We start from the raw sequence: 26,708 nt of genomic DNA on the forward strand, positions 1-26,708 counted from the left end.
AATTATGCAAAAATTTCAAACTGATTTTCACCAGATTCCCATATCTGAACTATCTTCCGAACAGGCTCAAAAAGAACTGTCACAACTTGCCAATTTATTAAAATCATTGGATCACGCATATTACAATCAAGACGAACCTTTGGTGGAAGATGCTACCTATGATAAATTACGCCAAAGATATAACAAGATCGAACTCCTTTTCCCACAATTCAGACAAAAAGACAGTATTAGCCAAAAGGTTGGAATCAAACCGACGGGAGGATTACAGAAATGTAAACATCTAATACCCATGCTTTCCCTTGATAATGTATTTGATATTAGAGAATTCGAAGATTTCATAAAACGAATCCAGCGTTATCTTGATCTCAAACCCAAGGAACTTGATGATCTTCATTTTGTTGCAGAACCAAAAATTGATGGATTATCCATTAACCTTACCTATAAACATGGCAAACTAATCCAAGCCAGCACACGTGGTGATGGAACAACGGGAGAGGATGTTACCGAAAATGTCAAAACATTGCGGAACCTACCCTTGACACTTCCAGAAAATTATCCAGACACAATTGAAATTCGGGGGGAGGTTTACATCTCCAAGCAAGATTTTTTCAATTTAAATGAAGAACAGGAAAAAAATAACAAACGTCTTTTTGCCAATCCAAGAAATGCCGCAGCCGGCTCTCTCAGACAACTTGACCCTGAAATTACACGCTCAAGACCCCTTTCCCTATTTGTGTATGCACAGGGTTATACAGATAAATCAATCGCGGATACACATGAACATTTTTTAGAACTCTTACAGCAATGGGGCTTCACCGTTAATCCCTTATTTAAGGTTGTTAAAAATGCCCGGGAAGCGGAAGAATTTCAACAGTCCATTATCCATCAGCGTTCCGGATTGCCCTACGATATTGATGGAGTGGTTTATAAAATCAATTCTGTCACCTTACAAAACCGATTGGGATTTATCGGACGATCCCCACGCTGGGCAACTGCATGGAAATTCCCGGCGGAACAGGCAATAACCCGCATAAAAAAAATCGAGATTCAGGTTGGACGTACAGGCGCTTTAACGCCTGTGGCCCTCCTTGAACCCGTAAATGTTGGTGGCGTTATCGTAACAAGAGCCACCCTTCATAATGAAGATGAAATAATCCGTAAGGATATCAGGGAACATGACCAGGTCATTATACAACGTGCCGGTGATGTAATTCCCCAAATTTTGCGAGTTGATATATCCTGCAATTCTCAAAATCGTGCAGCGCCTTTTATATTCCCCACACATTGCCCTGTTTGTGGAGCTATTGCTGAAAAACCAAAAAACGAAGCTGTAAGTCGTTGCACAGGTGGATTGTCCTGTAAAGCCCAGATTGAGGAACGATTAATTCATTTTTGCTCTAAGGATGCTTTCAATATCGAAGGTATGGGGGAAAAAACCGTTCTCGATTTTTTCCGTATGGATTTAATCGAACAACCTGCAGACATCTTTCGTTTATATCAACATCAACAAACTATACTAAAACTTGAAGGCTGGGGAGAGCTTTCTTTAAAAAACCTTTTAACCGCCATTGACCAGCATAGAAGGATTTCACTGGACCATTTTATTTATTCCCTTGGAATTCGAAGGATAGGGCTTACAACAGCCAAAATTCTGGCCAGATACTATACTTCATATACCAACTGGAAAGAACAAATGCTGGCCGCCCGGCAAACTGGCTCTGAAGAAAGATTGGTATTGGGTTCCATTGAGGGAATTGGTCCTGCAATCGCGGATGAAATTGTTGCGTTCTTTACCGAAACGCATAATTTGACAACCCTGCAGGATCTTGAAAAGGAACTGACCATTCAAGATGTGCAGTATCAGCAAATGGGAAAACTTGCTGGTAAAACAATTGTTTTTACAGGAACCCTATCTTCCATGACACGTTCCGAAGCTAAAAATATTGCTGAACGGCTTGGGGCAAAAGTAACAAGTTCCGTTTCACAAAAAACCGATTTCGTGATCGAGGGCACAGATGGTGGCAGTAAAGCACGAAAAGCAAAAGAACTTGGTTTGCAATGTCTCGATGAACAAGAATGGAATGAATTGATTGGATCTGAAAAAACATAATAATCAAACAAGATTTATTTCAAATATCTTGGTAAAATATTCTCTTCAATATGATTTAAAATAAACCTGCCGGAAGCTTCGAAACTTTCCTCACTGTAATGCTGTTGCATATATTGACGTGCATTAGCAGCATAATACTGTGTTTTGCTTGGATTATGATAATATTCCAGAATTTGTTTAGCTAAAAGTTCTGGAGAATTTTTATCAATTAATGTTCCAATTGGATTATTCCTGAAAGCACTCCGCATCTCCCCAACATTTGTTGAAATAACCGGAATACCGACTGCCAAAGCTTCATGAACGGCAATACATAAGCCTTCATAAACAGAAGTTTGCAAATATAAATGAAGTTTTGATAAAAAATTCATGACATCATCTGAAAAACCGATCAATTCGACATTATCCACTTTTAATAAATGAATAAGGTTTTTCAAATGCCGTTCCTCCTTTCCCGATCCAGCAATGGATAATTTTATCCGTTTTCCAACCTCGGGATAATGATGGTTAATGTAAGCCATAGCCCTGATCATTAAGGGAAAATTTTTTACGGTATGTAAACGCCCAACTGAACCAATATGAAATACCCCTTTGCCATTCCATACTGAACCTATAGGTAGATTGTGGGGAATTTTAAATAAAGACCAGATTTTTATACGATTTTCAGGAACTTTCATTTTCGATTTCAAAAAATTGGCAACTCCTGTTGAGTCAGCAATCCAAAGTCGACTTAATCGCTGCATCAAAATTGTTTTGATTAATCTCAAAGAATAGCTGTTTGCACTATGTTTCCAACTTACAACCGGAATCCGGTTCCATAATCCCACCAATTGACCATCCACCGTCGCACGTGTCAATGACGTCCATATAACATCGGGAGGGGAACGTTTTACAATTTGGTTGAAATGAAAAGTGGATTTATATCTATATTCATTATTTCCTGATAATAAACGATAAGAAATATTACTTTTTTTTAATAAATCAACTGTTTCCATATTTCTCGGTATACAGCCAAACAATTCAACGGAATGCCCCAGTTTCTTGAATAAATTTATCAGATCAGGAATTACGAACTCAGCACCACCTCCATCAAAACTGCTTACAATATAATATATCTTCATATAAATAACCGAGACAATAATTACAAAACATACTGATCTTACCAACCTTTTACAGAAGATTACGTTATTTGCCAATATCAATATAAAATATTAACAAATAAATAAATAATTATTAATTATCCTCAATAAAAACATAAAAAAGGAAAGTAATAATCCAATAATATATTTAAAACTTAAATAGTTACTTTTGAATTATTGATTGTATGATACAATTGTTAGGTCAAGAAAATAACAATTGGGTTATGAATCAAAATAAGGAGCTACAAATGAGTAAAAAGGTTTTTACTACAGCTGAAGGTATTCCTGTTCCCGATAACCAGAATTCCAGAACCTCTGGACCTCGTGGTCCAATTCTATTGGATGATTTCCATCTGGTTGAGAAACTTGCTCATTTTAACCGTGAAGTTATACCCGAACGACGTGTTCATGCCAAAGGGGCGGCCGCTCACGGAAAATTTATAGTTACCCAAGATATAACCAGATATAGCTGTGCCAAAATATTTAGCGAAATAGGTAAAGAAACCCCGATGTTTGCACGCTTCTCACAAGTTGCAGGCGAAAGGGGATCAGCCGATACGGTAAGGGATCCACGCGGTTTTGCCTTGAAATTCTACACTGAAGATGGAAACTGGGATCTTGTCGGAAACAACACTCCCGTGTTTTTTATTCGTGACCCCCTGAAATTCCCCGATTTCATTCGTACCCAGAAAAGGGATCCTCAATCCAATCTAAAAGATCCCAATTTTCAATGGGACTTTTGGTCTTTATCTCCCGAGGCCCTGCATCAGGTCATGATCCTTTTCTCTGACCGGGGTATTCCCGCCAGCTATCGATGCATGCATGGTTATGGAAGCCACACTTTCAGTCTAATCAATAAGAATAATGTCCGCACTTGGGTAAAATGGCATTTCAGAACAGAACAGGGTGTTAAAAATCTTGATCCTAAAAAAGCTGGAGAATTAGCTGGTTCCAATCCGGATTACCTTACCGAGGATTTATTCAATGCAATCAAGGAGGGCCATTTCCCAAGATGGAAAGCCTATATACAGGTTATGTCAATTGAACAGGCAAAGAATCACAAGGATAATCCTTTCGACGTTACCAAAGTTTGGTCACAAAAAGAATTCCCATTGCATGAAGTTGGATATTTTGAATTGAATCGTAATCCAGGGAATTATTTTGCCGAGGTAGAACAGGCGGCCTTTTCCCCTGGCAACGTTGTTCCCGGCATAGGCGTTTCCCCGGACAAAATGTTGCAAGGACGTATATTTGCCTATGCTGATGCCGCACGGTACCGGGTTGGAACAAATCATCAGCTGCTGCCCATCAATGCCGCAAAAAGCCCTGTAAACAATTACCAAAGAGATGGATATATGCGTTTTGATGATAATGGAGGCGGAATGACAAACTATGAGCCAAACAGCGATCCAGATGCACCAAAACAAACGAACACTCCTGAAAACTATTTCCCGGATTATACATCCGGTGAAGGGGGAAGGTACGACAACCGCGTTGACCACGACTATTACAGTTATCCAAGGGCCTTGTTTCATTTGATGAAACCAGAACAAAAGAGTCTGTTGATCAATAATTTTGTTGAATCCCTGCAAATGGTTCGAAAGGATATTCAAAAACGCGTGTTGGAACACTTCCAGAAAATTGACCCGGAACTGGAACAAAAAGTAGCGACGGGTCTAAAATGACAAAGTAATCATCCGATTTTTCAAATATAGAAATTAATATTTGGTTTTTTAAAGTAATCCCTTGATTAAAACCCATAATCGGGGGATTATAATTTTGTAAAATTTACAAACATACTTAATAAAAAGAGCGCGACTCTTCCCCTTATTTACTTAGAGTAAAGACTTTAATTTTATTAAATTACTCTTATATATCTCTAAGAAACTATAATGGTGATAAAGGATATACAATATTATGAGTACTACATTCTTTCTTCCACCTGTAAATATTATTGGTAAAAACGCCTTACAAGACGCTATTTCCCACATTCAGGGACATGGTCTTAAGCATGGCCTTATCGTTACAGATTCATTTCTAAGCAAAAACGGAGTAGTCAAAAAAATTGCTGATATGCTTGATCAGCAAGGAATTAAAACAAATGTTTTTGATGGCACCCATCCCAATCCTACCGTAACAAATGTTAATGACGGATTAAAAATACTCAAAGAAAATAATTGTGATTTCGTTATTTCCCTTGGGGGTGGTTCTCCGCATGATTGTGCCAAAGGGATTGCCCTGCTTGCCACCAATGGTGGTGAAATAAAAAATTATGAGGGAATTGACAAATCCGATAAACCTCAACTTCCATTAATCGCAATCAACACAACTGCTGGAACAGCCAGTGAAATAACCCGTTTTTGCATTATCACGGATGAAACACGCCATGTTAAAATGGCTATCATTACACCTCATGTAACACCTATTTTGTCTGTCAATGATCCCGCTTTAATGGCGGGTATGCCTCCCGGACTGACTGCTGCGACAGGTATGGATGCTCTGACTCATGCAGTTGAAGCCTATGTTTCCACTGCCGCCACACCCATCACAGATGCGTGTGCCTTGAAGGCCGTAACCCTAATCGAAGAAAATCTGCGCAATGCAGTTAAAAATGGCCAGGACATGCAAGCTCGTGAGAATATGGCCTATGCAGAACTGCTCGCAGGAATGGCATTCAATAACGCATCCTTGGGATATGTCCACGCAATGGCACATCAGCTTGGCGGTTTTTATGGTTTGCCACATGGGGTTTGTAATGCAGTACTGTTGCCTCACGTTCAGGAATACAACCTCCCCAAATGTGCCGCTCGTTTAAAAGATATTGCAAAGGCAATGAATATTGGTGTCAGTAGCATGAATGATGAGGAAGGTGCCAAAGCCTGTATCGCGGCTATCCGCAGCCTCTCAAAAGATATTAACATTCCTGCCAATCTGACAGAACTCAAGGTTCAGGAAAAAGATATTCCCACCTTGACCGCCAATGCGCTTAAGGATGCTTGCGCCCTGACCAATCCCCGTCAGGGAAATGCTGAAGAAGTTGCGGCAATCTTTAAATCAGCAATGTAATTAATAAATTCATAACTTAAAAAAAAGGATATGGATAACCATATCCTTTTTTTATCATCTATCTAATGTAAATTACTGAAAGATATTTAAAAGTCTACACGACTTTTGAATCCGAGAAAGGCTGCGTTAGGAATATTTTTTTGTGCATTTGGATGAATCTCGTATTGAAAATCAGGTTGAAACATAACTCCATCATAAATATGAATTAAATAAGTAAGCTCTACCGTTGTTTCTGCTGATTGTATTCCAGATGCTCCTGAAACAATATCCCCGATGGGAAAACCTGACATTATGTTATATCGTTGTGCCTTGCGTGCTTCCCGACTCATAATTTGATGAACAAATAGAACACCTATTCCATCCATAGGCCGTGATTTCCAAAATCCGGTATTGATAATGGCCGCCAGAAATTGATTTTGTCTTTGAAATGTTTTTGGATTACTGTGAACAAAACCAAGATATCCTATCAACCCGTCCAAATCACCCGGTCCATTTCGCTGAATCATCTGATCCAGTAAAACCCATTCCTCATCCCGTCCCCGTTTCCATTTCTGTTCTATTCCATTAGCCGAAGTGATATGCCCCCCGTAAATGGAACGGCCCCAAACAGGATAAGGTGACGTATCATAGGCAAATCCAATTTTATAATGTCCCGTTAATTCATGCTTTCCCCATTTTGGTTGATAGATCATTTCTATAGGAAATTCCCCACCGGCATCTTCACCTGTTCTAACCACAGCGGCCCAGCCTGCCCGATGGCCGGCCCTATTGCTATAAGCCGCCCGACTTACCTGATACATACCTACACGTATAAAATATTGAGGAGTGGCCTGAAACAGAATATTAATTCCCCATTCTGAATCCGGCCATGCTGAAAAACCTGCCGCCTGTCCACTTAAGGGTTTTGGATTACCGCAAATTCCATTATTCATGAAATAACACTGAATGGGGCTGGTTGCAAAGCTTGCCCCGACATCCATCCTTCCAAAGGACATGATCATGCGATCTTCCAAAAGATGTTTATCCAGATACAGATTTACTAGTTTTGCAACAACATTCCCACCAGCACCATATAATTCCTGCACCTGTGTTATATTTTCCCCAAGCCCTGCACTCAGATTGCTTCCATAACGACCAATAACTGTCATATGTCCAACCAGACCATTCGTGATCCAGTTATCCCCAATCAATACTTCCCAATCAATATCTATATTTGCATCCACTGCACCTGTATTGGTTGATTTCTTTTGATGATATCCTGAAATATTTCCTGCAAATTCATTTTGGTTGTCAAAATTGATATTAATGCCCCGGTTATACAACCATGAATGCAATCCCCACCAATTTCCAAGCAAATGTTCCGGTTGGGGCAAATAGGGATTTGTTCTCTCTTTCTGCATTCTTTGGATATCAATACGGTTACTTTCTGCACGACTGACAGCTGTTCTCCATCCACCACTACTACCAGCCGGAATCATGTGCCAATCCGTTAACTCATCATCATATTTTCGATTTTTTTCCAAAGAATCTGTTTGTGAATTTTGAGCATGAACAATTAAATTATTATTTTCTAATTGTATAACAATAACAATTAAAGAAAAACATAATAATTTAAATATTTTTGATAATAAAATATCTTTATTACATATTTCTTTCATGTTTTCCCATAATTTATTTATTTTTTTATTACATTTAACAATAAATAAATATTATTTTTCAATATAAAATACTTGATATGTATTTTAATTTTAAATCAATGTATTTTATTTACAGCTAGTTTAATATTAATTCTTGTTTTTTTCACATTTTATATTTAGAATTTAATAATAAATATTTTAAATTTATGAATTCTAACGATAAATTTTCACTATAAGTCAAATATCATCACTAAATATGTCAAACAGAATATGTCTTTTTGCCTCTTATAATTCAACGGATGAACTTCTTCCCGACACAAAACATTTTTTAAGACAACTCTACTTATGCGGATGGAAAACACATTTAGCCCTTTCCGGGAAAGAAAAAATTTCAGAGGATATACACGATTTTTGCCAAAAACATTCAATAACACCCCATTCTCGTCCTAATCAAGGACTGGATTTTGGAGCATGGCAAGATTTAATAATAAAAAAAGTCACCGATCATGCTGATTATATCCTACTAACTAATGACAGCATTTTTGGCCCCATATATCCCCTGCAGCCTGTTTTTAAAAAAATGTTTACCAAAAACTTGGATATATGGGGGATGGTTGATAGTTTTGAAATGAACTGGCATTTCCAATCATGGTTTCTGTGTTTTAACCATACCACATTTTTTAATCCAGCAATTCAAGACTTGTTTATGCAACCATTCAAACAAATGGACAGACAGGCCATTATCCAGCAAGCTGAATTAAAGCTGGGACGCATTCTGCAATCAATTCCGGAAATTAAATGCAAGGCAGCCTGGTCACCAACAAAAACAAGACTTTTTAGAAATAAAAAAAACGTCAATCCCATGCACCTGGATTGGTATACTATCCTGCATTCTGATAACGTCCCTTTTATTAAAAAAGAACTCATCCGTGATAATCACTTTGGAATTTTCTGGCTAAACTATTACCGTACACTTCTGAAAAACAATCAATTTTTCAAATTAAACTATATTGACACCTATTTAAACAACCATACTAACCGACCGATGATCCCCCATACCGTATGGTGGAAACGGCTGAAATATCTTGCCATAACTTATGATACAAAACTTGCCTGGACATATTTCATAAAACAGGGTGTTTCTTGTTCTCCGCCACTTTAACACTGTTATAGATTTCAAATAATTCATCAGCCTGTTGTTCATAAGTCATAATATGATCCTTATATGGATTAAGATAGGCATCCAAAAAGGATGGTTGTTCCAGAAATCCTTCAATAACCTTTTTTAATTCTTCCGAACCATCATATAATGAAATATAGGTACCATTTATACCGTCCATAACATCCTCTGACTGGCCACCAGGATGGGTACACACAACCCAAACATCTCGTAGCAAAGCTTCCCTGACTGTCAGCCCATAGCTTTCTTTCCATTGGGAAGGAAAAAGCAATATATCTATTTCATTAAAGAAATCATCTTTTGAATTTTCATCATAGGGTGGAATAATGATAACCTTATCCTGCCCCTTCCAGGAATCTATATCAAATGATGAATATCCAAGATTGTTTTTGCTATCTACAATCGTCAATTTCCAGTTTTCATGTTTTAATGATGTAAATACGTCAAAAATGAGATTATAGCCTTTTATTATCTCATTTCCGGCAACAAAACCAAACCTCAAGACAGAACCCGCCATACGCTTTTTACGCAATTTTCTTGGACGGGAAACTCCGTTACGATTTACTATAATTTTATCGGGATCAACATCATTCACTATATAAAGCTGACGATGTGTTTCACTTGGACTTAATAACAACGAGGCTCCTTCAAGTGATTTTTTCATCATTTTCATTCGTTCTCTTAAATAGAAAACCTGGGGTTCACATGCCTGACAAATATTCAGGTCTATTTTTTCCTGAAAACAATATTTATAATTATTTTTAACCATAAATGTACGGTCACAAAGCCACCACGTGTCATGAAGAGTAATAATATAAGGAATATCTTTCAGTTGACATGAAGCAATCAAATGCAGTCCAAGATTTTGAATTGCATGAAAATGTACAATATCTGGTTGAACAGCCTGTAAAACCATTTCAAATGGATCCACAATTTCTGTATTATTGAATTCTTCAGATGGATATGATTGCGGTGAAATCTCTACTGAATAGACCAAGGATCCATTATCACAATAACGCCTTAATCCTTTATGTTGTGAAAAAGGTCGGGAGGTAAAAATTGCTATTTCAGTATTCTCTTTTTTTTGTATCCGACGGGACATTTCCTCTGCAACCATGGTGGCACCACCGTAAGAATATGGTGCATAATAAAGATTAACCACCAAAATCTTTAATTTATCCCTGACTTGTTTATTCGGTATTCCAAAAATAGGTTCAACCTGTTTTTTTAAAATTGTATCGGGAGAATAATCCTTTAAGACATCATAATAAGCCTGTCGTCCTAAACGTTGACGTAACTGGGAGTTCCCAGCCAGTAAACATATTTTTTCCTTCCATTCAGATGTCGAATTAGCAATAAAGCCATTTTCACCATCCCGAATTATTTCTTTGAAATTCTTTCGGGGAGAACAAACAGAGACAATACCTAAAATGGATGCCTCTAAAAATTTAATATTGCTTTTAGCATCATTAAAGGCAATATCTTCCAACGGTGCTATGGCTATATCAGCATGTGCCAATAATTTCATGTATTGATCATAGGACCGAAAAGAAAAATAACAGATCTGGTTTTTGAAATCCTCAAATTGATTTGGTAATTCAAGTTCCCCTATTATCCATAATCTTAATTTTTTTTCATGAATAAGTGCCGAAATAATTCCATCGGCCGCAATCAGAAAATCAGCATTATGAGTTTTAGTCCCGGATCCATAAAGAACAATTATTTCATCTTTTTTCTTAAGATCACCATCTATTTCCAATTTACGTGGATAAAGGTCTGAAGCAATTCGTAAAGTATTTTGATCCAGGGCATTTTCTATAACCTTAACTTCATGAACTCCAACCTGTCGTATATTTTGTGCCAAAGAGGATGTAGAGGCAATTGCATGATCACAAGCCAATAACGCTTTACGGAATAATCCTGATCCAAAAAGTAATAAATCCAACTCCTCTTTGGGTAAATACTTCATAAACCCGCATTGTAAATATAATTTTTTATCAAATATTAAATCATCAACTTCCCACCAGGTTTTTAAACCCAATCGTTTAGCCTCAGAAATCTGATCCAAAACATTTTGAAAAGCAGGAACCCTGTAAAAAATCACTTCTTTACAAATTTGTAAGACTGACAAAACCTCACTTTGATTTCTCCAGTCAACAATTCTGCATTGCCATCCCAATTTTTCAAAATATTCTTTTTTTTGCTGTACACGATATTTATAACATTGTGATAACGTAACTTCCGCAACAATTAAAATTAGATGTGATTGATTAAACTGTTGGTTTTCAAAAAATTTGTAATGAATAATAAAATTATTTTTTTCATTTATTATAAATTGTCTACAATTAATTTTTTTAAAAATTTTTTCAAGTATATTTACACAACGATCTATTCCAAAATAGACGATCTTTATAAACTTTTTTACAGGAATAATATTTTCCAGCCGATCTATGACTTTCCTATAATATTCTATACGAGCATGTAAATTTGAAATACGATTTTTATAATGCTGTAATTGAGCAATTTGTAAATTCAATATTCTGAAGGTTAAATGATATTCATCAATAAGCCGGTTTTTTTTTTTAATTTCAGCCTTTAGATATTCAATATCATTTTCTTTTTTATACATAAATTACAACTGGCTAGTGAAAATAATGATCATAATAACAGAAAAGCTTACTATTTATAAAATAGCAAGCTTTTCGAAAAGACCAAATATAGATTTAATCTTTTATTTTTTTACTGGATCATTGATATAAGTAAACTGTGTTCCTTTAAGATCCTTAACTGAAACACCTTGCAGAATCAATTGATGGTTACCAAGATCAAGAACAGCATTTCCTTTATCATCCTGATGTGCATTCTGAAGAATACGATCAACATCACTTCTATTAAATCCGTAGTTGAGGAATTCAACCATATTATTTTTGGATTTGGAGAAGTCGGTAATTAATGTCTTACCACCCTGATCTGTATCTTTAGTAAAGATAAACAAGTTGTTACCTTCACCACCGGTCAATGTATTTGAGCCAACACCACCAACCAGAGTATCATTACCAGCACCACCAACACCAAGTAGTTGCGTTGTAGCACCCTTGGTTGAATCAGAGTAAATCAAGAGATTCGAAGAAGATGTCGAACCATCCAATGTCTGGTTTCCACCACCACCAGCGACAAGTAGAACTGGATTATTTGGATCATTAACATCTTTTGCTGTCAGGTGGAAGTTTAACCCATCCGCACCAAATATTTGAGTTTGTGTAGTTATATTCTGCCCACCAGTTAGGGTAACATTCGTATTGCCTGTACCATTGAAGAACTTGAAACTACCATTGATATTGAATGTGTTGTTAACACCATGAATTACATCAAAATTATCCGTAGAAGCTGTAATCGTGTTGTTTTGACCACCCAAAAATTCGTTACGGTTATGATTGTTATTATGACCATCATTAGAAGCGGCATTGAATGTAACATTACCTGCGTTACCACCAATAACAGTACTGCCACCCCCAACAGTGATAACGTTATTGCTACTTACATCATTGATAAGACTATTGTCACCAATATTGATCAATGAATGACCGCCACGAATGGTAATAGAATTAAAACCACCATTAGGCGCGGTGATTGTATCCTGTCCATCCGAAGTAACCTGGTTATTACCTGTTCCCAAGGTTATCTTATTCTTGCCGGCACCCGCATTTATGACATTATTTCCTGAACCGGAGGCAATGGTATCATCTCCGTCACCAGTTGCTATTTGCCATCTACCACCCTCTTGATCGTTACCGATAAAATTGATTGGATGATCCTTGGATCCGCCAGCAAATTGCCCACTTTCCTTGCCCGCCTTATAAGTGACTTGACCATCAATCCCCGCCAATACACGAACGTACTGATTGGCGCTCATTGCTGAATTTACCGTTACGGGTTCATTTAGGAATCTAAAGTTATTTGCATCAAATTTATCATTGGCATCAAGTTTCTGTCCGTCCTTGATTAGCGTTCCAACGGTAATGAAATTAACGCCATCCTTAACGTTATAAACACCTCCATTCCTGATAACGCCGTCAAATAAAAGATTTGATCGTGATGCTAATGGAGAAATATCATCCCCGTTATAAAAATTAGTAACATCAATATCTCTGTCAGTTTTATAATAATGACTTACAATATCATCTCTGATTTGATTAGCCAGTGCTAAGGCCTGAGAACCATCTACAGTCACAGCTATAGAAGAATCTGAACCACCTGGAACCGTTATAATTGCCATCTCTACTTTACTCTAAAATATCCAAATTATTATAATTTATCAAAATTAATTCTACTTTGTTAAAAAAGTAAAATATTACTTAAAAATTGTCAAATTTATTTTTTACTTGCAACATTGTATGTTGTAACAAAACACTAATGTTAAATCAAACTTAAAAACAAATCGTTTATTCAATTTTATGATAGGATTATGACCTTAAAATCATACTTTGTATACTTCAAATATACAATATTATTATAACATAATTCATATAGTTAATCAATTCCAGGCTTATATATCATGATAAAAAATCAACCTTTACAAGAAAAAGAGACGAGTTCATTAAAAGATCTCTTAAAAAACGATAATGAGAATCTGTTTTTTCATATTCCCTTTCTAAAAAATGAAATTCATCACCATTATTCTATTCTCGTATGGTTGATAACAAACCTAAAACCAAAAAAAATTGCAATATTTGATAATGATATTGAAAGAATCATTCATAAGAATATATGCGAAATTATTGATAGTTTTGAACTATCCAGTCAATGTTTCAGTGAAAAACAAAAGAAAGAAAGCCCCTATTCATATCCGAATACCTTGCTACCCATCAAACCTGATATTTCCGATTACGATTGTATTTTCATCAACAGTCTGAACCAATCCCTTAAAAAAGCACCCATTATAAATTCGCTATATGAAAAACTTCCTGAGAATACCACGATTGTTATTGATAATATCTTTAGCGATCATTCAATTGCCAAGGAAAACTCCTCGATCATAACAGCATGGCAGACACAATATCCCCATTTTGATTTTTATCATTATTCTGGACTGACCATTCTCTACACTGGTACAGCGGTTCCTTTTTCGTTAAAAAATCTCTTTGACCTCAGTTACTCACCTGTTCTGGCACAACGATTCCAAAAAAAATGTGCTTTTTTTGACCAATATTGGTCGATGTATAACTCACTGGATAAAAAAAACGAAGCATCAACGCCATCTCTATTTCTGGAATCAAAAATTGAACAAAATTTATTGGGCAGAAAACTTCAATATTCTGAAAAGGAAATTGCAAATCAAACCCAAAAAATCAGGGAAAAAAACAAGATATTAAAAGATTTAACCAATCAGGTTGCCAAAAATGGATGTAATAAAAAATTAATATCTATTAAAAATTTATATCCAAAAAGTATATCGGAAATAATCTATAGACAATTAAAAAGAAAAACTCCTGTATTCGTCAAAAAATATATCAAAAACAAAATAAAAATGTATATAGATACTCCTAATTTTATAAATGTAATTAAAAGAAAATTTTATAAAGAAGATAACATTATCGGAAATTCCCCTCAAAGTTCTAATTCTTTACATTCAATGGATAGCCTGAATTACTTTGCCAGGCCTGATTACAATTCCTATAATCCCATAAGAAAAATTCTTTTTGTTGCTGGAGAACCCGATACACCGGGTGTAATTTATCGTTGTTATCGTAATGCCAAAGCTTGCATTATGGCCGGTCATGAAGCTAAGGTTTCAAACGCAGCTGATGTTAGCGTTAACGATATACAATGGGCTGATATCATCATTTTATGGCGTGTTGAGTTTAGCGGTCACATTGATGGAATTCTGAAACTAAGCAAGGAATATAATAAATTAACCGCCTTTGATGTCGACGATATTGTCTTTAAACCCCATTTTGCCCATATTGAGATCATAGATGGTATACGTACCATTGGTACAACCGAGGCAAAAACGGCCCATACATTTCACAACATGCGTCAAACCCTCATGCGTTCAGACTTTGCGATTGCAACTACAAAGGAAATGCGTGAACATATGGCGCAGGAACTTATTCCTAGACATGCCGGCCCATTAGTATATACCCTACCCAATATTTTTGATGATGAATGCGTAAAATTATCACGATTTGCCGCCCGTATTGTTCAAGCAACAAAAAATGATGATTACATCCGGATTGGCTATGCAAGCGGCACCCGAACACATCAGCGTGATTTTGCCCTTGTCATACCTGCACTCATTTCAATTTTTCAACAACGTTCCAATGTACGCCTTGTTTTATTCAGGGAACCCGTAAACCACCGTCCCATTTTGCATATGAATGAATTTCCGGAACTGAAAAATTATGAAAATTTCATCGAGTGGCGCGATACCGTACCTTTAGAAAAACTTCCCCAAGAGTTGGCAAGATTTGATATCTCAATTGCCCCATTGGAAATTGACAATGTTTTCTGCAATGCAAAAAGTGAGCTTAAATATTTTGAAGCTGCATTGGCAAATGTCTGTTCAATCGTTTCACCAACCCAACCCTTGAAACGATGCATTCAACACGGTGTTACTGGATATCTGGCATCTACCGCGAAAGAATGGGAAGAATATTTACTATCGCTTATTGACAATAAAACACTTAGAAAAGAAATGGCGCAAAATGCATATCATGCCGTTTTATGGAATTTCAGTTTGCAACGTCAATCCAAACTTTGCGATACAATGCTTTTAAGTTTGGTTAATGAAAAAGGCGCAGCACAGGCAGCGGAAACTATTATTTCACGCAAAAACTATAACCTTCGCAATTTGCCCGTCATTCCACACAGCAACATTCTTTTTGAACATGATAACTTGCGGGAATCTGAGGTAACGGTTGTCATTACTTCCTATAACTATCAGCAATATATACTGGAGGCACTCGAGTCCGTTTTTATTCAGACATTAAAGGATATTGATTTGATTATTGTTGATGATGGTTCGTCTGACGAATCAATCACCCTAATTCTTGAATGGTCAATAAATCACAAGCATCGATTCAATCGATTGCAAATCCATCAATCAGTAAATAATGTCGGTTTGGGAGGCGCACGAAATATTGGTATTGCAGCCAGTGAAACACTGTATTCCATGCAATTGGATGCAGATAACCGTTTAATGCCTGACACATGTGAAAAATTATTACAGGCCATACAGAATACGAATATTGGTTATGCCTATCCAGAAATACAGCATTTTGGCGCAGGAGAGGCCATTGGAGGGCACGTTCCCTTTAATCCCCTACGCCTCACCGTTGGAAACTATATTGACGCAATGGTTCTTATTGCCAAATGGGCCTGGGCTGCAGCTGGTGGATTTTATGTAAAACGGGATGCAATGGGGTGGGAGGATTTTGATATGTGGTGCTCCCTTGCTGAAATGGGTATCAGCGGAAAACAGGTAACCAATACTATTGCTGAATATAGGGCACATTTTGCATCAATGACCAATGTACTCACTGAACAAAATACCCACAAACCCAAGGTTGTTTCTCATCTTGAAAATAGACATCCTTGGCTTGACCTGGTTTATCCCGAAATTTCACCCTGGAATAAAAAACAATAATTTCTTAAACTCATTTAATATTATTAATAAATAGTTAGTAACTACATTAAATTACTTTATAATATTTTAATATAAAATCACTAAAATAAAATATTACATTTTAGTGATTTTAAAACAACAAATAAAAAAAATAAAATTATTGAATAGATAAGATTTTTATTTACGCTAATATTGTTTTTAATAAATAACTATTAAGGAGCGTAATAATGGATTATCAAAATAATAATATAAATAAAAAAAGAATATGCTGGGGAAGTATTATTGCTGGTATTTTTACAGTTATGGCAGTATTTTTTCTTCTTTTTATTTTGGGAAGCAGCCTGGGTGTTTCAATGCTGTCTCCTAAATCCGATGATATTATTAATGGTGCAGGAACAACAGTTTTAATCTGGACTGTAGTTTCAATTATCCTCAGCCTTGCATGTGGCGCTTTTGTGACTGGACGCTTGGCTGGCGTAAATGGCCTCATTCATGGATTCCTTGTTTGGGCCACTTCGCTTATTTTATCCATTATTATTGGATGCATGATTTTAAGTTCCATCCTTACCATGATCGGGGGAACAATCGGAACAGTGACCTCATCTACAGGTTCCCTATTAAGCGGCATTGGTTCTGCATCCCAAAATGGTATTTCAGGAATTTTTGATCTTAGCAAAAACACTCTGAAAAATTTTGATTTCAAATCAAATGCGAATAATCAACAACTTAATCAAAATGTGATAGAGGCTTTGAAAAAAAGTGATATTCCAGCTTTACATCCAGACTATCTATCCTCACAATTTAAGGAAGTAAAAAAAGAAGCCAAAAATGCTATCAAGGAAATTAGCATCAACCCAAATAATTCCGACAAGATTCTTTCTGATTTAATAAGCCACCTCAAAACCCGTACCGAAAACATCTATCAGTCCATTGATCGTAATGATGTAGAAAAAGCTATTGCCAATAATACTAATTTAACCCCTAAAGAGGCAGAACGTTCGGTTGACAATATTATTGCCATGCATAACCAGGCAGTACAAGAAGCAAACAATAAATTGAATGATTTGCAAAACAATCTTCAGGAAGCAAAAGAACAATTAAACACATGGAAAGAACAGGCTAAAGAAAAAGCGGATATGACTGTCAAAGCCATCGCACGTCTTTCATTCTGGTCTTTTATCGCCTTGCTAGTTGGTGCACTGGTTAGTACCGCTTGTGGATTATTGGGGCAAAGAACCGTTTGCAGAAAACTAGAAAATCAAACTACTGATAATGAGCATCATAATTATAATCACTAAATAACAATATCGCTTATCTTTAAAAAATAACCAAAAAACTAGTATTTCCAAAAATACTAGTTTTTTTACTTTTTAAACCTTTTGAACAAAATCAATCGAAAGGAACATTTTCAAGTTCTCTTAACCATATATTCGCATTTCCATCTGAAGGGGCACGCCAATCTCCCCGTGGAGAAAGACTTCCTCCCGCAAGAATCTTGGGACCATTTGGCATGGCTGATCGTTTGAATTGGCTAAAAGCAAAAAACCGTTTAATGAATATTTCCAGCCAATGCCTAATTTCACATAAATTATAATCGGTTTTTTTTGTATCAGGATAACCTGCAGGCCAGCTCCCCTTACATGAATTTGACCATATATGATAGGCCAAAAAAGCAATTTTTGAAGGTTTTAGACCATATCTTAGAAAATAATATAAATTAAAATCTTGCAATGCGTATGGTCCAATTATCGATTCAGTACTTTGAATGGATTTTGCATCTTTTGCAGGAATGAGTTCTGGCGAGATTTCAGTATTCAAGATTTCCTGCAAAACCCTGCCAGTTTCCTCTGAAAAAAATCTGGATTGAACAACCCATCGTATCAAATGTTGAATTAATGTTTTGGGTAACCCAGCATTGACATGATAATGGGACATTTGATCCCCTACGCCATAAGTACACCATCCCAGAGCCAGTTCTGATAGATCCCCGGTCCCAACAACAATACCATTATGCAGATTGGCCAAACGAAACAGATAATCTGTTCTTAATCCCGCCTGGACATTTTCAAAGGTGATATCGTATACAGGCTTATTTTCTGCATAAGGATGTCCTATATCTTTTAACATTTGTCTGGCTGTATCAGAAATATCCAAGCATTCCCAATGAATACCAAGGCTTTTCATCAATGATTCGGCATTATTTTTCGTCTCTTTGCCTGTTCCGAATGCCGGCATTGTATACCCATAAATAGACTGTCGATCCATTTCGAGATCGTCAGCAGCCTGTACAGCAACCAGCAAAGCCTGTGTCGAATCAAGTCCTCCAGAAACACCAATGATCATTCGCTGGGCTTTGCTGGCTTGAATACGTTGTTTCAATGCTGAAACCTGAATCATGTAGGCTTCATAACAGTCCTGTTCCAACCGATGGACTTCCGAAGGGACAAAGGGAAAACGTTCCAAGGGACGTTGAAGCCCTATGGTGTCATTTGAAGGTTGCAATTTGAATGCAATCAAACGATAAGGTGGGTGTTTTGCATAGTACTGATGAAATGTTCCGCGTTGCAACCGTTCCTGACGTATCAAATCAAGATCAATATCTGCATATAGAAAATTATCGCCTTTTGGAAAACGTTCTGTTTGCGCCAGAAGTTCACCATTTTCAAAAATTGACAATTGTCCGTCCCAGGCAAGATCCGTTGTAGATTCACCATTTCCTGCAGCAGTATATAGATAAGCGCAAATTCCACGTGAAGATTGCGTTTGACACAACAAAGAACGCTGATCCGCTTTACCTACAGTTATGTTACTTGCCGAAAGATTGGCAATCACGGTGGCACCAGCCATACAGGCATAACTACTTGGAGGAATTGGTACCCACAAATCTTCGCAAATCTCCGTCCCTATAAGCAAATCGGGATAATCCTCTGCTTTAAAAAGCAGATCAACACCAAAAGGAACGTTCTGTTTGTTAAAAACTATGGACTCATTGACAATCAATTGCCCATCAGCAAATTGTCTGGCCTCATAAAATTCCCGGTAACTAGGTAAATAGGATTTGGGAACAACTCCCAGAATCTTACCTTTATGAATAACAACCGCACAATTATACAAAGCACCCTTAAAAACAACAGGAGCTCCAAATATGAGAACAGGCATAAGGGATTGGCTTGCATCACATATCAGTTCAATAGTTTCCTTAACAGTACTTGACAGGCTGTCCTGTAACCTGAGATCCTCAATTGAATATCCCGTCAGAGACAATTCAGGAAAAACACAAAGTGCAACGCATTCCTGATGGGCCTTTAAAGCCAGTTGAATTATTTTCTCGCTGTTCGAATAAGGATCTGCCAAACAGACTGTAAAATTGCATAATCCCACCCGGGCAAGGTTATGTTCATACAACGAGTAAAAATTTTTCAAGAAGAATCTCACATACTAAATTTAATTTAATGATCTAGAAATATATTCTACGATTATGTCTTTCTTCAACCAACCGCCAAATCAATATAGCAAATAAGAAGAGAGAATATAATCCATTTAGCATTGTCAATGAAACTGGCAGCCAAGAAAAAGGATAAGAAGCGACATCACAGGGTTTGCCTGGACGATCCGGCATAGCACCAAGCCGATCGGCAAGATTGTCCGTTGCGACAAGATTGGCGTTACACTCAGGTAACGGACTGACCCACCATCCCTGTTCCACCCCAATATGTAAACAGGAAATGCCAATACTCATCAACAAAACCATAAATCCAACCCATAAAATCAAGGTCAAATATCGTGTTGGAATAAAAATACCCAAAATACCCAAAATAATCAGAAAACGATATGGCCATCTTTCCAATAAACACAAACCACAGGGAACCATATGCAAAACATGCTGTAAAAACCACGCTGCACCAATAGCAAATGCGCCTGCCAATATAAAGAAAATTGCGGTAATCGTTTTCATATAATATTTATTATAATTGGTCACGACTGATACCTAGACTGGTTTACACATGAATGATGAACGGTTAAATATGAAATAGACTTTATAAAAAAGCGAGTTTACCATATTTTTTTTAATGTTGCGATTGCAAAGACTTCTCTAACGAATTTTCAATTGATTCTGAAGATTGCTCAACAGGGTGCTGTATATTTTTTTCCTCTTTTTTTTCAACCTTTTTGGGATCATTCATTGAATTACCCGCACAGCCAACAACACTTATATTATATAGAGGATGCTCAAAAACAGCTATTCCAGGTTCAGTTAAAAACATCCATGAGGCAAAATGAATAGATGTTAATTTTGTGTCTGTTACTTGAAGAAAGGCGGCACTATCAAAAGGTGTTGAGGGAGGACGTATTACACAATTAAGAGCCTCGATTGTCAGGGTCTGGTATCGCACTGATTGTCCAACCGGTATATTTAAAATTTCAGTATGGGCTTCAAGTTTATTCAAAATTCGAACAACAGCTTCGGATTGTCTTATCCACTGTTCAGCAACATTGGGATTTTGTTTTGCTGATTTACTGGTTTCAGCCAAACTGCTTGAAATATTACCTATTCCCAGTATGACAACAGCTAAACAGCAAAAATATTTTTTCATTTTACCGGACTCCGTAATTGATCAACCATATCTTTTAGAAAATCCCGCATGAATTCCTCATCCACTCCAATCAGCAATGCGTCCTCAAATACATCCTGCATAAATTGTTTTAACTCGGTTTTGTTTTCTTCCAGAATTTTTAATTTTTCTTTGCAGGTTACAGATTTTCCATCAGATTGAGGCCAGTTTAATGAAGATGTTTGAACTTCTGTTTTCATCTTAACCAACCCTTAAATTCTTAAACTAGTCAATGTAATTCATTATTATGGAATTGATCAGCAGAATTGTCCGCCTTTTTCTTTTCATTTTTACTCATATTATCTGTAACAGAGAAAATAAATTTGCTTAAAAGCTGCTGCAAACTGATAGCCCCTTGGGTATGGGTCAGAAACTGACCAGGTTTAAGAACCGTTTCATCACCACCTGGAGAAAGATCAATATATTTTCCACCTAGCAGACTATCACTTGTAATAATTGCCGCCGTATCAACTGGTAATTTTACATCTGGCCGAACCGTAAAAGTTACAACCGCATTAAATCTCTTTGGGTCAACCTTTTCCTGAATAACCTGACCTACGCTCACCCCTGCCAATTTTACGTCTGAACCGACTTCCAGTCCGTCAATCTGGCTAAACGATGCGCATAACGGATACCCCCCAACATTTTTCTGCCCATGTCCAATAATGGCCATGATAACAGCAACAACAAAAACAACCAACACTATCAAACCTGTGACAAGTTCAATTATTTGCTGTGTTTTTTGAGAGGGCATTAATACCATGAACTATCTTTTCAACTAAGCCTCAGGAACCCAGCTTTCATAATCACCCGTAGCCTTGGCTCGTTGACCACCGACATAATCGCTCCCTTGTGGATGATAAGCCTTGGCTGTTCCGGTTAAATTGGAATGATAGGGAATTTGCCAGGGATGACGCTTTGATACCGGAACTGGTGCATCCGCCTCATAATGTAGCCAGACCCACCACTCTGGGGGAACCGCGGAGGGATCATCACCTTTTTTATAAATAACCCACCGCTCACGACGACGTTCACCTCCGCCAAGACGGTTTAGTTTGCGAGATTCATAATAGGAACGTCCATCAGAATCTTTCCCGACCAAACGTCCTTTTAAAAGTGTGTGTAAACGCGTTCCAAGTGTTGTCATAATATAATTCAAACAAAATAATTATGTAGTATCTTTATCAAATAACTTCTAACAACCATATACCTTTTTTCCATAAAAATCACAAAAAAAATTAAATTGGATTCTAATTAAAGCGAATAATCAAAAGATTACATCCTAAGATAAATAAAAAATTGAAAACAAACTAAACCGGAATTTTATCCACAATATCCACTGAATACAGATACCTGTATAACTTTTTACCTATTTATTCAGCTTATCGACATTCCAAAAAAAATGTAAACTTGATTATTATGAACACAAGACATATTTGGAATGGCGTCAGGATGCGTAATCTGCAAGCCGCGATTGATCCCGACGCATCTCTTTATTCAGTAACCATGCCCGCTCGATGGGAGGATCAAACTGCAACAGCGATCCTACAGTTATGCTCATCCTATCAACTGGAATCCTCCTCTGTTAAAACAGATCAGATCACTGCCAACTGGTTATTGCCTCTTTGTGATCATGCGGCAAATGCAGGGATCAAAAATTGGACAGTTTATGACTGGGAAACAATTCTGCTAAACCAACAGGCCTGTCCCAATCAACGTATTTGGCAAAATGACAACAGTCAAAAACCCGCCTTTACCATAAATTTGGCTGCCTTTGCGTCAACTGAAACAGGGTTTGACGCGCATTCTTATCGGAAAGTTCTGCAAATTGTTATCGATAGTATCCGTATTCTCTATAAGCAACAGTTCAATTTCATTAACAGTGAGCTCCCCTTTCCAGATTTGCAGATTTCCCCAAAGCAAAAGCCTGTAGATTCTGAAAATGCAGAATCATATCACAATATTGCCGGGACAGTTTATCTTACCAATTTAGATGCCTGTCTTGCACAACTCGGTCTGGAATATGACAGTATCCAAGGACGGGATGTGGCTTGTTGCCTTACCTGTTTTGCAACCTTACTCTCAACTGCGGGTTGTGGATCTGATTATCTTCCCTTGTCACCAGACTGGAATGCATTACCAGAATTAACTACCCTTGCCAAAGAAATATGGAGTCTTGCCTCTGAGGAAAAAACTTTGCCTCTGCCCAGGATAGAAACCAGTTTCTCAATTCCCGGACCTGAAGATCTATTTCTAGGATCAGAAGCATGTGGACTTGCCCCCATATTTTCCCCTGTTACCGAAGACGGACATCTGGCAATAAGTACTATTGCGCGAATGGCAAAACAAAAACTAACTCCTGAAAGTGCACTGGCTGCAACCCTATCGGGAAATTTGATACTTCAACCCCCTTCTCATCAGGCGCATTGCGCAATGCATCAGGCATTGATCGGTTTTACAACTTCAATGCCCCCCCGTCCCCATCCAATGGAATATCCCCTCGCTTCAAAAACCATATTACCCCGGGGAATTCGAGAACCTCTTCCACCACGTCACAAAGGAATTACACAAAAAGCGAGCATTGCTGGACGTGGATTGTTTTTGCGTACAGGTGAATACGAAGATGGCAAGCTTGGTGAGATATCGATTACGCCTTTAAAAGAAAATGCCATGGTTAAAGGTTTATTAGACAGCCTTGGCCAGGCTGTCAGTATTGGTCTGCAATATGGGGTTCCTTTAAAGGAATTCGTTTCCGCATTTGCCTATAGCCGCTTCGGCATTGCCGGAACCGTTGAAGGGGATCCGGGAGCGATTTACGCGACCTCGTTTCTGGATTATAGCTTCCGGCTATTATCAGATGTTTATTTAAACCAGCCTTTACCTGACGCACCTAATAATTTACAGTCTGATGAGGAAAAACTCCCCATGCTGCCTTTGGATCTACCAGAGGAAGAAATGAATCAATCTCACTCTTCCCCACGGAAACATTCAAAATTCAAACTTGTAAGCTGAGAAAGGATCAAGACATGTCATCTATTGAGGAACGCATTGCCAAACTTGGAATTCAACTTCCTACCCCGACAGCCCCTGTTGCAAATTATCTTCCTGCAATCAAAACCAATAATTCCCTGATTATTTCTGGTCAACTTCCTTTTATAGACGGGAAACTTTTTGCAACCGGGAAATTGGGCGCGACCATTGACCTTAAAACTGGGCAACAAGCAGCCCGCTATTGCATGATCAATATTTTGGCACAGGCCAAGGCCGCTATTGGACAGTTAAATGAAATCAGCAAATTAATCCGCCTGGGGGGGTTCATTGCCAGTATACCGGAATTTACCCAGCAGGCTGTTGTCATGAATGGAGCATCAGATCTAGCTGTAGAAATTTTTGGAGACAAAGGACGACATGCACGTTCTGCCTTTGGTGTAGCATGTTTACCAATGGATGCCTGTGTTGAGGTTGAAGCTTGGTTTGAATTGAAATAAATCTATTCTGCCAGTTGATCTACACGAGTATAATAGTTAATGATACTCTGTATATATATCTGGTATGCATTTAAAATGCAATCAGCATACCGATTTATGATTATTATCTAATAACAATGTCAAAATAACTTTTTATATCTCGACATACAACTGTTTTAGATCTACAACTTGCTGAGAGACTACCTTTTTAATATCGAAACAATTAATTATTCATTTTATCAGGTGCATCTAAATTTGTAAAAAATCTATATACCCTGCCATTTGCAAGAATTGACTATACGAGCTTCCGTTACTGAAAAATACCGTGAATTTGTGAGGCCTGTATTTATATTAAGATCATCGCCAATGTTTTACATACAATTAAAATTTGATTTTTTTATCTTTTAAGATCGCAAAATCCATCTTTTCGTCCATTTTAACACCGTATCTGCAATTATATTCCTGCATAACCCCAAGATGACTGAATACGTCATGCTCCAGAATCATCTGGGCAAAGGGAAGGATAAAAAAGTTTTTAGCGAGTTCTTCTGTCTGCGTTAATAAACCCCGCCACTTAATTTTATTCACATTCCATTTTTAATTTTCTCCATTTAGATCATTTGAATGCAACATTTAATAATCATAAACTATTAAATTTATCAATTTCTATACAACAAATTGATAAATGAAGAAAATTAACAACTATAACTAGCTATCTCACAAATCATCAGTGCCGATAGCCATATCATCCATCGAGCCTTCACCAATAATACCAGAATGCTCACGAATACGTTGCTCAATAACCTGACTTATCTCCGGATGCTCTCGCAAGAACTGCTTTACATTTTCCCGTCCCTGACCAATACGCTGACTGTCATAAGAAAACCATGAACCCGCTTTTTCAATAATCCCTGCTTTTACACCCAGATCTATCAATTCTCCCATCTTACTAATTCCTTCTCCATACATAATGTCGAATTCAACCTGCTTGAAAGGAGGAGCCATTTTATTTTTAACCACCTTAATCCGCGTCTGGTTTCCTGTGATTTCGTCCTTTTCCTTCACCTGACCGATACGACGAATATCCATACGTACAGAAGAATAGAACTTCAATGCATTTCCGCCTGTAGTTGTTTCTGGCGATCCAAACATAACACCAATCTTTTGACGAATTTGATTGAGGAAAATCAGACAGGTATTGGAACGAGAAACAGATCCGGTCAATTTTCTTAAGGCCTGGCTCATCAAACGGGCATGTAATCCAACATGATTGTCCCCCATATCCCCTTCCAACTCTGCACGGGGAACCAATGCCGCCACACTGTCCACTACCAAGACATCAATAGCGCCAGAACGAACCAAAGTATCCGCAATTTCCAATGCCTGTTCCCCGGCATCAGGTTGAGAGATGAGCAAATTATCAATATCAACGCCGAGCTTACGCGCATAAATGGGATCAAGGGCATGTTCGGCATCCAAAAATGCACATGTACCACCCTTTTTTTGAGCCTCGGCTATAATATGCAACGCCATTGTTGTTTTCCCGGAACTTTCTGGACCATAGATTTCAACTATACGTCCACGAGGGACACCACCAATTCCTAAAGCAATATCCAGACCAATCGAGCCTGTTGAAATTGCTTCCACTTGAACGACAGACTGCTCTCCCATCTTCATGATTGAACCTTTACCAAAGGCACGTTCAATCTGAGACAAAGCTCCTTCTAATGCTTTATTCTTGTCCATTATTTTTAGAATTTCCTTATAAATAAATAACGTGGGGACCGTAAATTCTCAGATTAACCCCAGTTAAACATTTATTGCTGCTTTTGAAGATTTTAAAAGATAAAAATACAATATTTACATTTACAATAT

The 26,708-nt window shown here is 37.4% G+C and carries 20 protein-coding genes; 8 read left to right on the forward strand and 12 right to left on the reverse strand.

Annotated features, from left to right (window positions below; all coding sequences use genetic code 11):
• Nucleotides 1-4: 4 nt before the first annotated feature.
• On the forward strand, nucleotides 5-2,110 hold the full coding sequence (ligA, locus tag H3T46_RS04310) for an NAD-dependent DNA ligase LigA (RefSeq protein ID WP_198197497.1): 2,106 nt from the start codon (nucleotides 5-7) through the stop codon (nucleotides 2,108-2,110).
• Nucleotides 2,111-2,124: 14 nt separating this feature from the next.
• On the opposite strand, the gene H3T46_RS04315 is transcribed toward ligA, so the two are convergent.
• The gene (locus tag H3T46_RS04315; protein ID WP_198197499.1) at nucleotides 2,125-3,228 is read right to left on the reverse strand and encodes a glycosyltransferase family 4 protein; all 1,104 of its coding nucleotides are present in this window, start codon (nucleotides 3,226-3,228) and stop codon (nucleotides 2,125-2,127) included.
• 266 nt (nucleotides 3,229-3,494) lie between these two features.
• Here H3T46_RS04315 and H3T46_RS04320 point away from each other — a divergent pair, with 266 nt between their 5' ends.
• Nucleotides 3,495-4,931, forward strand: a complete 1,437-nt coding sequence (locus tag H3T46_RS04320; RefSeq protein WP_198197501.1) for a catalase — start codon at nucleotides 3,495-3,497, stop codon at nucleotides 4,929-4,931.
• Nucleotides 4,932-5,163: 232 nt separating this feature from the next.
• The gene (gene yiaY / locus H3T46_RS04325) at nucleotides 5,164-6,312 is read left to right on the forward strand and encodes an L-threonine dehydrogenase (RefSeq protein WP_232349932.1); all 1,149 of its coding nucleotides are present in this window, start codon (nucleotides 5,164-5,166) and stop codon (nucleotides 6,310-6,312) included.
• Between the two features lie 86 nt (nucleotides 6,313-6,398).
• Here the strand turns inward: yiaY and H3T46_RS04330 are convergent, their stop codons facing one another.
• Nucleotides 6,399-7,970 (reverse strand): carbohydrate porin, encoded by a 1,572-nt coding sequence (locus H3T46_RS04330; protein WP_198204689.1) that lies wholly within the window; start codon nucleotides 7,968-7,970, stop codon nucleotides 6,399-6,401.
• A 235-nt stretch (nucleotides 7,971-8,205) separates the two neighbouring features.
• Between H3T46_RS04330 and H3T46_RS04335 the strand changes: the two genes are divergently transcribed.
• Entirely contained in the window at nucleotides 8,206-9,111 is a 906-nt protein-coding gene (locus tag H3T46_RS04335; RefSeq protein WP_198196000.1) for a rhamnan synthesis F family protein, read from the forward strand.
• On the opposite strand, the gene H3T46_RS04340 is transcribed toward H3T46_RS04335, so the two are convergent.
• Together H3T46_RS04340 and H3T46_RS04345 are read right to left on the reverse strand one after the other, a co-directional pair.
• On the reverse strand, nucleotides 9,074-11,758 hold the full coding sequence (locus H3T46_RS04340; RefSeq protein ID WP_198197504.1) for a glycosyltransferase: 2,685 nt from the start codon (nucleotides 11,756-11,758) through the stop codon (nucleotides 9,074-9,076). The two genes, H3T46_RS04335 and H3T46_RS04340, sit on opposite strands and share 38 nt — an antisense overlap.
• 102 nt (nucleotides 11,759-11,860) lie before the next feature.
• Nucleotides 11,861-13,405, reverse strand: a complete 1,545-nt coding sequence (locus H3T46_RS04345) for a hypothetical protein (protein ID WP_155565846.1) — start codon at nucleotides 13,403-13,405, stop codon at nucleotides 11,861-11,863.
• A gap of 279 nt (nucleotides 13,406-13,684) precedes the next feature.
• On the opposite strand from H3T46_RS04345, the gene H3T46_RS04350 reads away from it, so the two are divergent.
• Entirely contained in the window at nucleotides 13,685-16,774 is a 3,090-nt protein-coding gene (locus tag H3T46_RS04350; RefSeq protein ID WP_198197506.1) for a glycosyltransferase, read from the forward strand.
• Between the two features lie 206 nt (nucleotides 16,775-16,980).
• Nucleotides 16,981-18,051, forward strand: a complete 1,071-nt coding sequence (locus H3T46_RS04355; protein WP_110438487.1) for a TIGR04086 family membrane protein — start codon at nucleotides 16,981-16,983, stop codon at nucleotides 18,049-18,051.
• Between the two features lie 91 nt (nucleotides 18,052-18,142).
• Here the strand turns inward: H3T46_RS04355 and H3T46_RS04360 are convergent, their stop codons facing one another.
• The 6 genes from H3T46_RS04360 to H3T46_RS04385 form a co-directional block, all read right to left on the reverse strand.
• The gene (locus H3T46_RS04360; protein ID WP_198197508.1) at nucleotides 18,143-20,176 is read right to left on the reverse strand and encodes an NAD(+) synthase; all 2,034 of its coding nucleotides are present in this window, start codon (nucleotides 20,174-20,176) and stop codon (nucleotides 18,143-18,145) included.
• A 34-nt stretch (nucleotides 20,177-20,210) separates the two neighbouring features.
• Nucleotides 20,211-20,732 carry a disulfide bond formation protein B gene (locus tag H3T46_RS04365; protein WP_347400992.1) on the reverse strand — a complete coding sequence of 174 codons (522 nt, stop codon included), beginning with the start codon at nucleotides 20,730-20,732 and terminating at the stop codon, nucleotides 20,211-20,213.
• 88 nt (nucleotides 20,733-20,820) lie between these two features.
• On the reverse strand, nucleotides 20,821-21,348 hold the full coding sequence (locus H3T46_RS04370; protein ID WP_198197510.1) for a DUF2155 domain-containing protein: 528 nt from the start codon (nucleotides 21,346-21,348) through the stop codon (nucleotides 20,821-20,823).
• Nucleotides 21,345-21,566: a hypothetical protein gene (locus tag H3T46_RS04375; protein WP_198197512.1), complete on the reverse strand. Its 222-nt coding sequence runs from the start codon at nucleotides 21,564-21,566 to the stop codon at nucleotides 21,345-21,347. Before H3T46_RS04375 ends, H3T46_RS04370 begins: the two co-directional genes overlap by 4 nt.
• A gap of 29 nt (nucleotides 21,567-21,595) precedes the next feature.
• Complete coding sequence (mlaD, locus tag H3T46_RS04380; RefSeq protein ID WP_230873089.1) at nucleotides 21,596-22,120, reverse strand: outer membrane lipid asymmetry maintenance protein MlaD; 525 nt, start codon at nucleotides 22,118-22,120, stop codon at nucleotides 21,596-21,598.
• Between the two features lie 24 nt (nucleotides 22,121-22,144).
• Nucleotides 22,145-22,513 carry an NADH-ubiquinone oxidoreductase subunit NDUFA12 family protein gene (locus tag H3T46_RS04385; RefSeq protein ID WP_198197514.1) on the reverse strand — a complete coding sequence of 123 codons (369 nt, stop codon included), beginning with the start codon at nucleotides 22,511-22,513 and terminating at the stop codon, nucleotides 22,145-22,147.
• 305 nt (nucleotides 22,514-22,818) lie between these two features.
• Here H3T46_RS04385 and H3T46_RS04390 point away from each other — a divergent pair, with 305 nt between their 5' ends.
• Nucleotides 22,819-24,378 carry a vitamin B12-dependent ribonucleotide reductase gene (locus H3T46_RS04390; RefSeq protein WP_198197516.1) on the forward strand — a complete coding sequence of 520 codons (1,560 nt, stop codon included), beginning with the start codon at nucleotides 22,819-22,821 and terminating at the stop codon, nucleotides 24,376-24,378.
• A 14-nt stretch (nucleotides 24,379-24,392) separates the two neighbouring features.
• Nucleotides 24,393-24,854 carry a RidA family protein gene (locus H3T46_RS04395; protein ID WP_110438494.1) on the forward strand — a complete coding sequence of 154 codons (462 nt, stop codon included), beginning with the start codon at nucleotides 24,393-24,395 and terminating at the stop codon, nucleotides 24,852-24,854.
• A gap of 360 nt (nucleotides 24,855-25,214) precedes the next feature.
• Here H3T46_RS04395 and H3T46_RS04400 read toward each other — a convergent pair whose 3' ends face one another.
• Together H3T46_RS04400 and recA are read right to left on the reverse strand one after the other, a co-directional pair.
• Nucleotides 25,215-25,421 carry a hypothetical protein gene (locus tag H3T46_RS04400; protein ID WP_198197518.1) on the reverse strand — a complete coding sequence of 69 codons (207 nt, stop codon included), beginning with the start codon at nucleotides 25,419-25,421 and terminating at the stop codon, nucleotides 25,215-25,217.
• 129 nt (nucleotides 25,422-25,550) lie between these two features.
• Complete coding sequence (recA, locus tag H3T46_RS04405) at nucleotides 25,551-26,579, reverse strand: recombinase RecA (RefSeq protein ID WP_110438496.1); 1,029 nt, start codon at nucleotides 26,577-26,579, stop codon at nucleotides 25,551-25,553.
• Nucleotides 26,580-26,708 lie beyond the last annotated feature (129 nt).

The sequence above is a fragment of the Commensalibacter sp. M0133 genome (assembly GCF_016101485.1).
Lineage (GTDB): Bacteria > Pseudomonadota > Alphaproteobacteria > Acetobacterales > Acetobacteraceae > Commensalibacter > Commensalibacter melissae.

What these genes read in the sequence shown, in the direction of transcription:
- ligA (WP_198197497.1), top strand. Translation starts at nt 5, where the DNA reads ATGCAAAAATTTCAAACTGATTTTCACCAGATTCCCATATCTGAACTA.
- H3T46_RS04315 (WP_198197499.1), bottom strand. Translation starts at nt 3,228, where the DNA reads ATGAAGATATATTATATTGTAAGCAGTTTTGATGGAGGTGGTGCTGAG.
- H3T46_RS04320 (WP_198197501.1), top strand. Translation starts at nt 3,495, where the DNA reads ATGAGTAAAAAGGTTTTTACTACAGCTGAAGGTATTCCTGTTCCCGAT.
- yiaY (WP_232349932.1), top strand. Translation starts at nt 5,164, where the DNA reads ATGAGTACTACATTCTTTCTTCCACCTGTAAATATTATTGGTAAAAAC.
- H3T46_RS04330 (WP_198204689.1), bottom strand. Translation starts at nt 7,970, where the DNA reads ATGAAAGAAATATGTAATAAAGATATTTTATTATCAAAAATATTTAAA.
- H3T46_RS04335 (WP_198196000.1), top strand. Translation starts at nt 8,206, where the DNA reads ATGTCAAACAGAATATGTCTTTTTGCCTCTTATAATTCAACGGATGAA.
- H3T46_RS04340 (WP_198197504.1), bottom strand. Translation starts at nt 11,758, where the DNA reads ATGTATAAAAAAGAAAATGATATTGAATATCTAAAGGCTGAAATTAAA.
- H3T46_RS04345 (WP_155565846.1), bottom strand. Translation starts at nt 13,405, where the DNA reads ATGGCAATTATAACGGTTCCAGGTGGTTCAGATTCTTCTATAGCTGTG.
- H3T46_RS04350 (WP_198197506.1), top strand. Translation starts at nt 13,685, where the DNA reads ATGATAAAAAATCAACCTTTACAAGAAAAAGAGACGAGTTCATTAAAA.
- H3T46_RS04355 (WP_110438487.1), top strand. Translation starts at nt 16,981, where the DNA reads ATGGATTATCAAAATAATAATATAAATAAAAAAAGAATATGCTGGGGA.
- H3T46_RS04370 (WP_198197510.1), bottom strand. Translation starts at nt 21,348, where the DNA reads ATGAAAAAATATTTTTGCTGTTTAGCTGTTGTCATACTGGGAATAGGT.
- H3T46_RS04375 (WP_198197512.1), bottom strand. Translation starts at nt 21,566, where the DNA reads ATGAAAACAGAAGTTCAAACATCTTCATTAAACTGGCCTCAATCTGAT.
- mlaD (WP_230873089.1), bottom strand. Translation starts at nt 22,120, where the DNA reads ATGCCCTCTCAAAAAACACAGCAAATAATTGAACTTGTCACAGGTTTG.
- H3T46_RS04385 (WP_198197514.1), bottom strand. Translation starts at nt 22,513, where the DNA reads ATGACAACACTTGGAACGCGTTTACACACACTTTTAAAAGGACGTTTG.
- H3T46_RS04390 (WP_198197516.1), top strand. Translation starts at nt 22,819, where the DNA reads ATGCGTAATCTGCAAGCCGCGATTGATCCCGACGCATCTCTTTATTCA.
- H3T46_RS04395 (WP_110438494.1), top strand. Translation starts at nt 24,393, where the DNA reads ATGTCATCTATTGAGGAACGCATTGCCAAACTTGGAATTCAACTTCCT.
- recA (WP_110438496.1), bottom strand. Translation starts at nt 26,579, where the DNA reads ATGGACAAGAATAAAGCATTAGAAGGAGCTTTGTCTCAGATTGAACGT.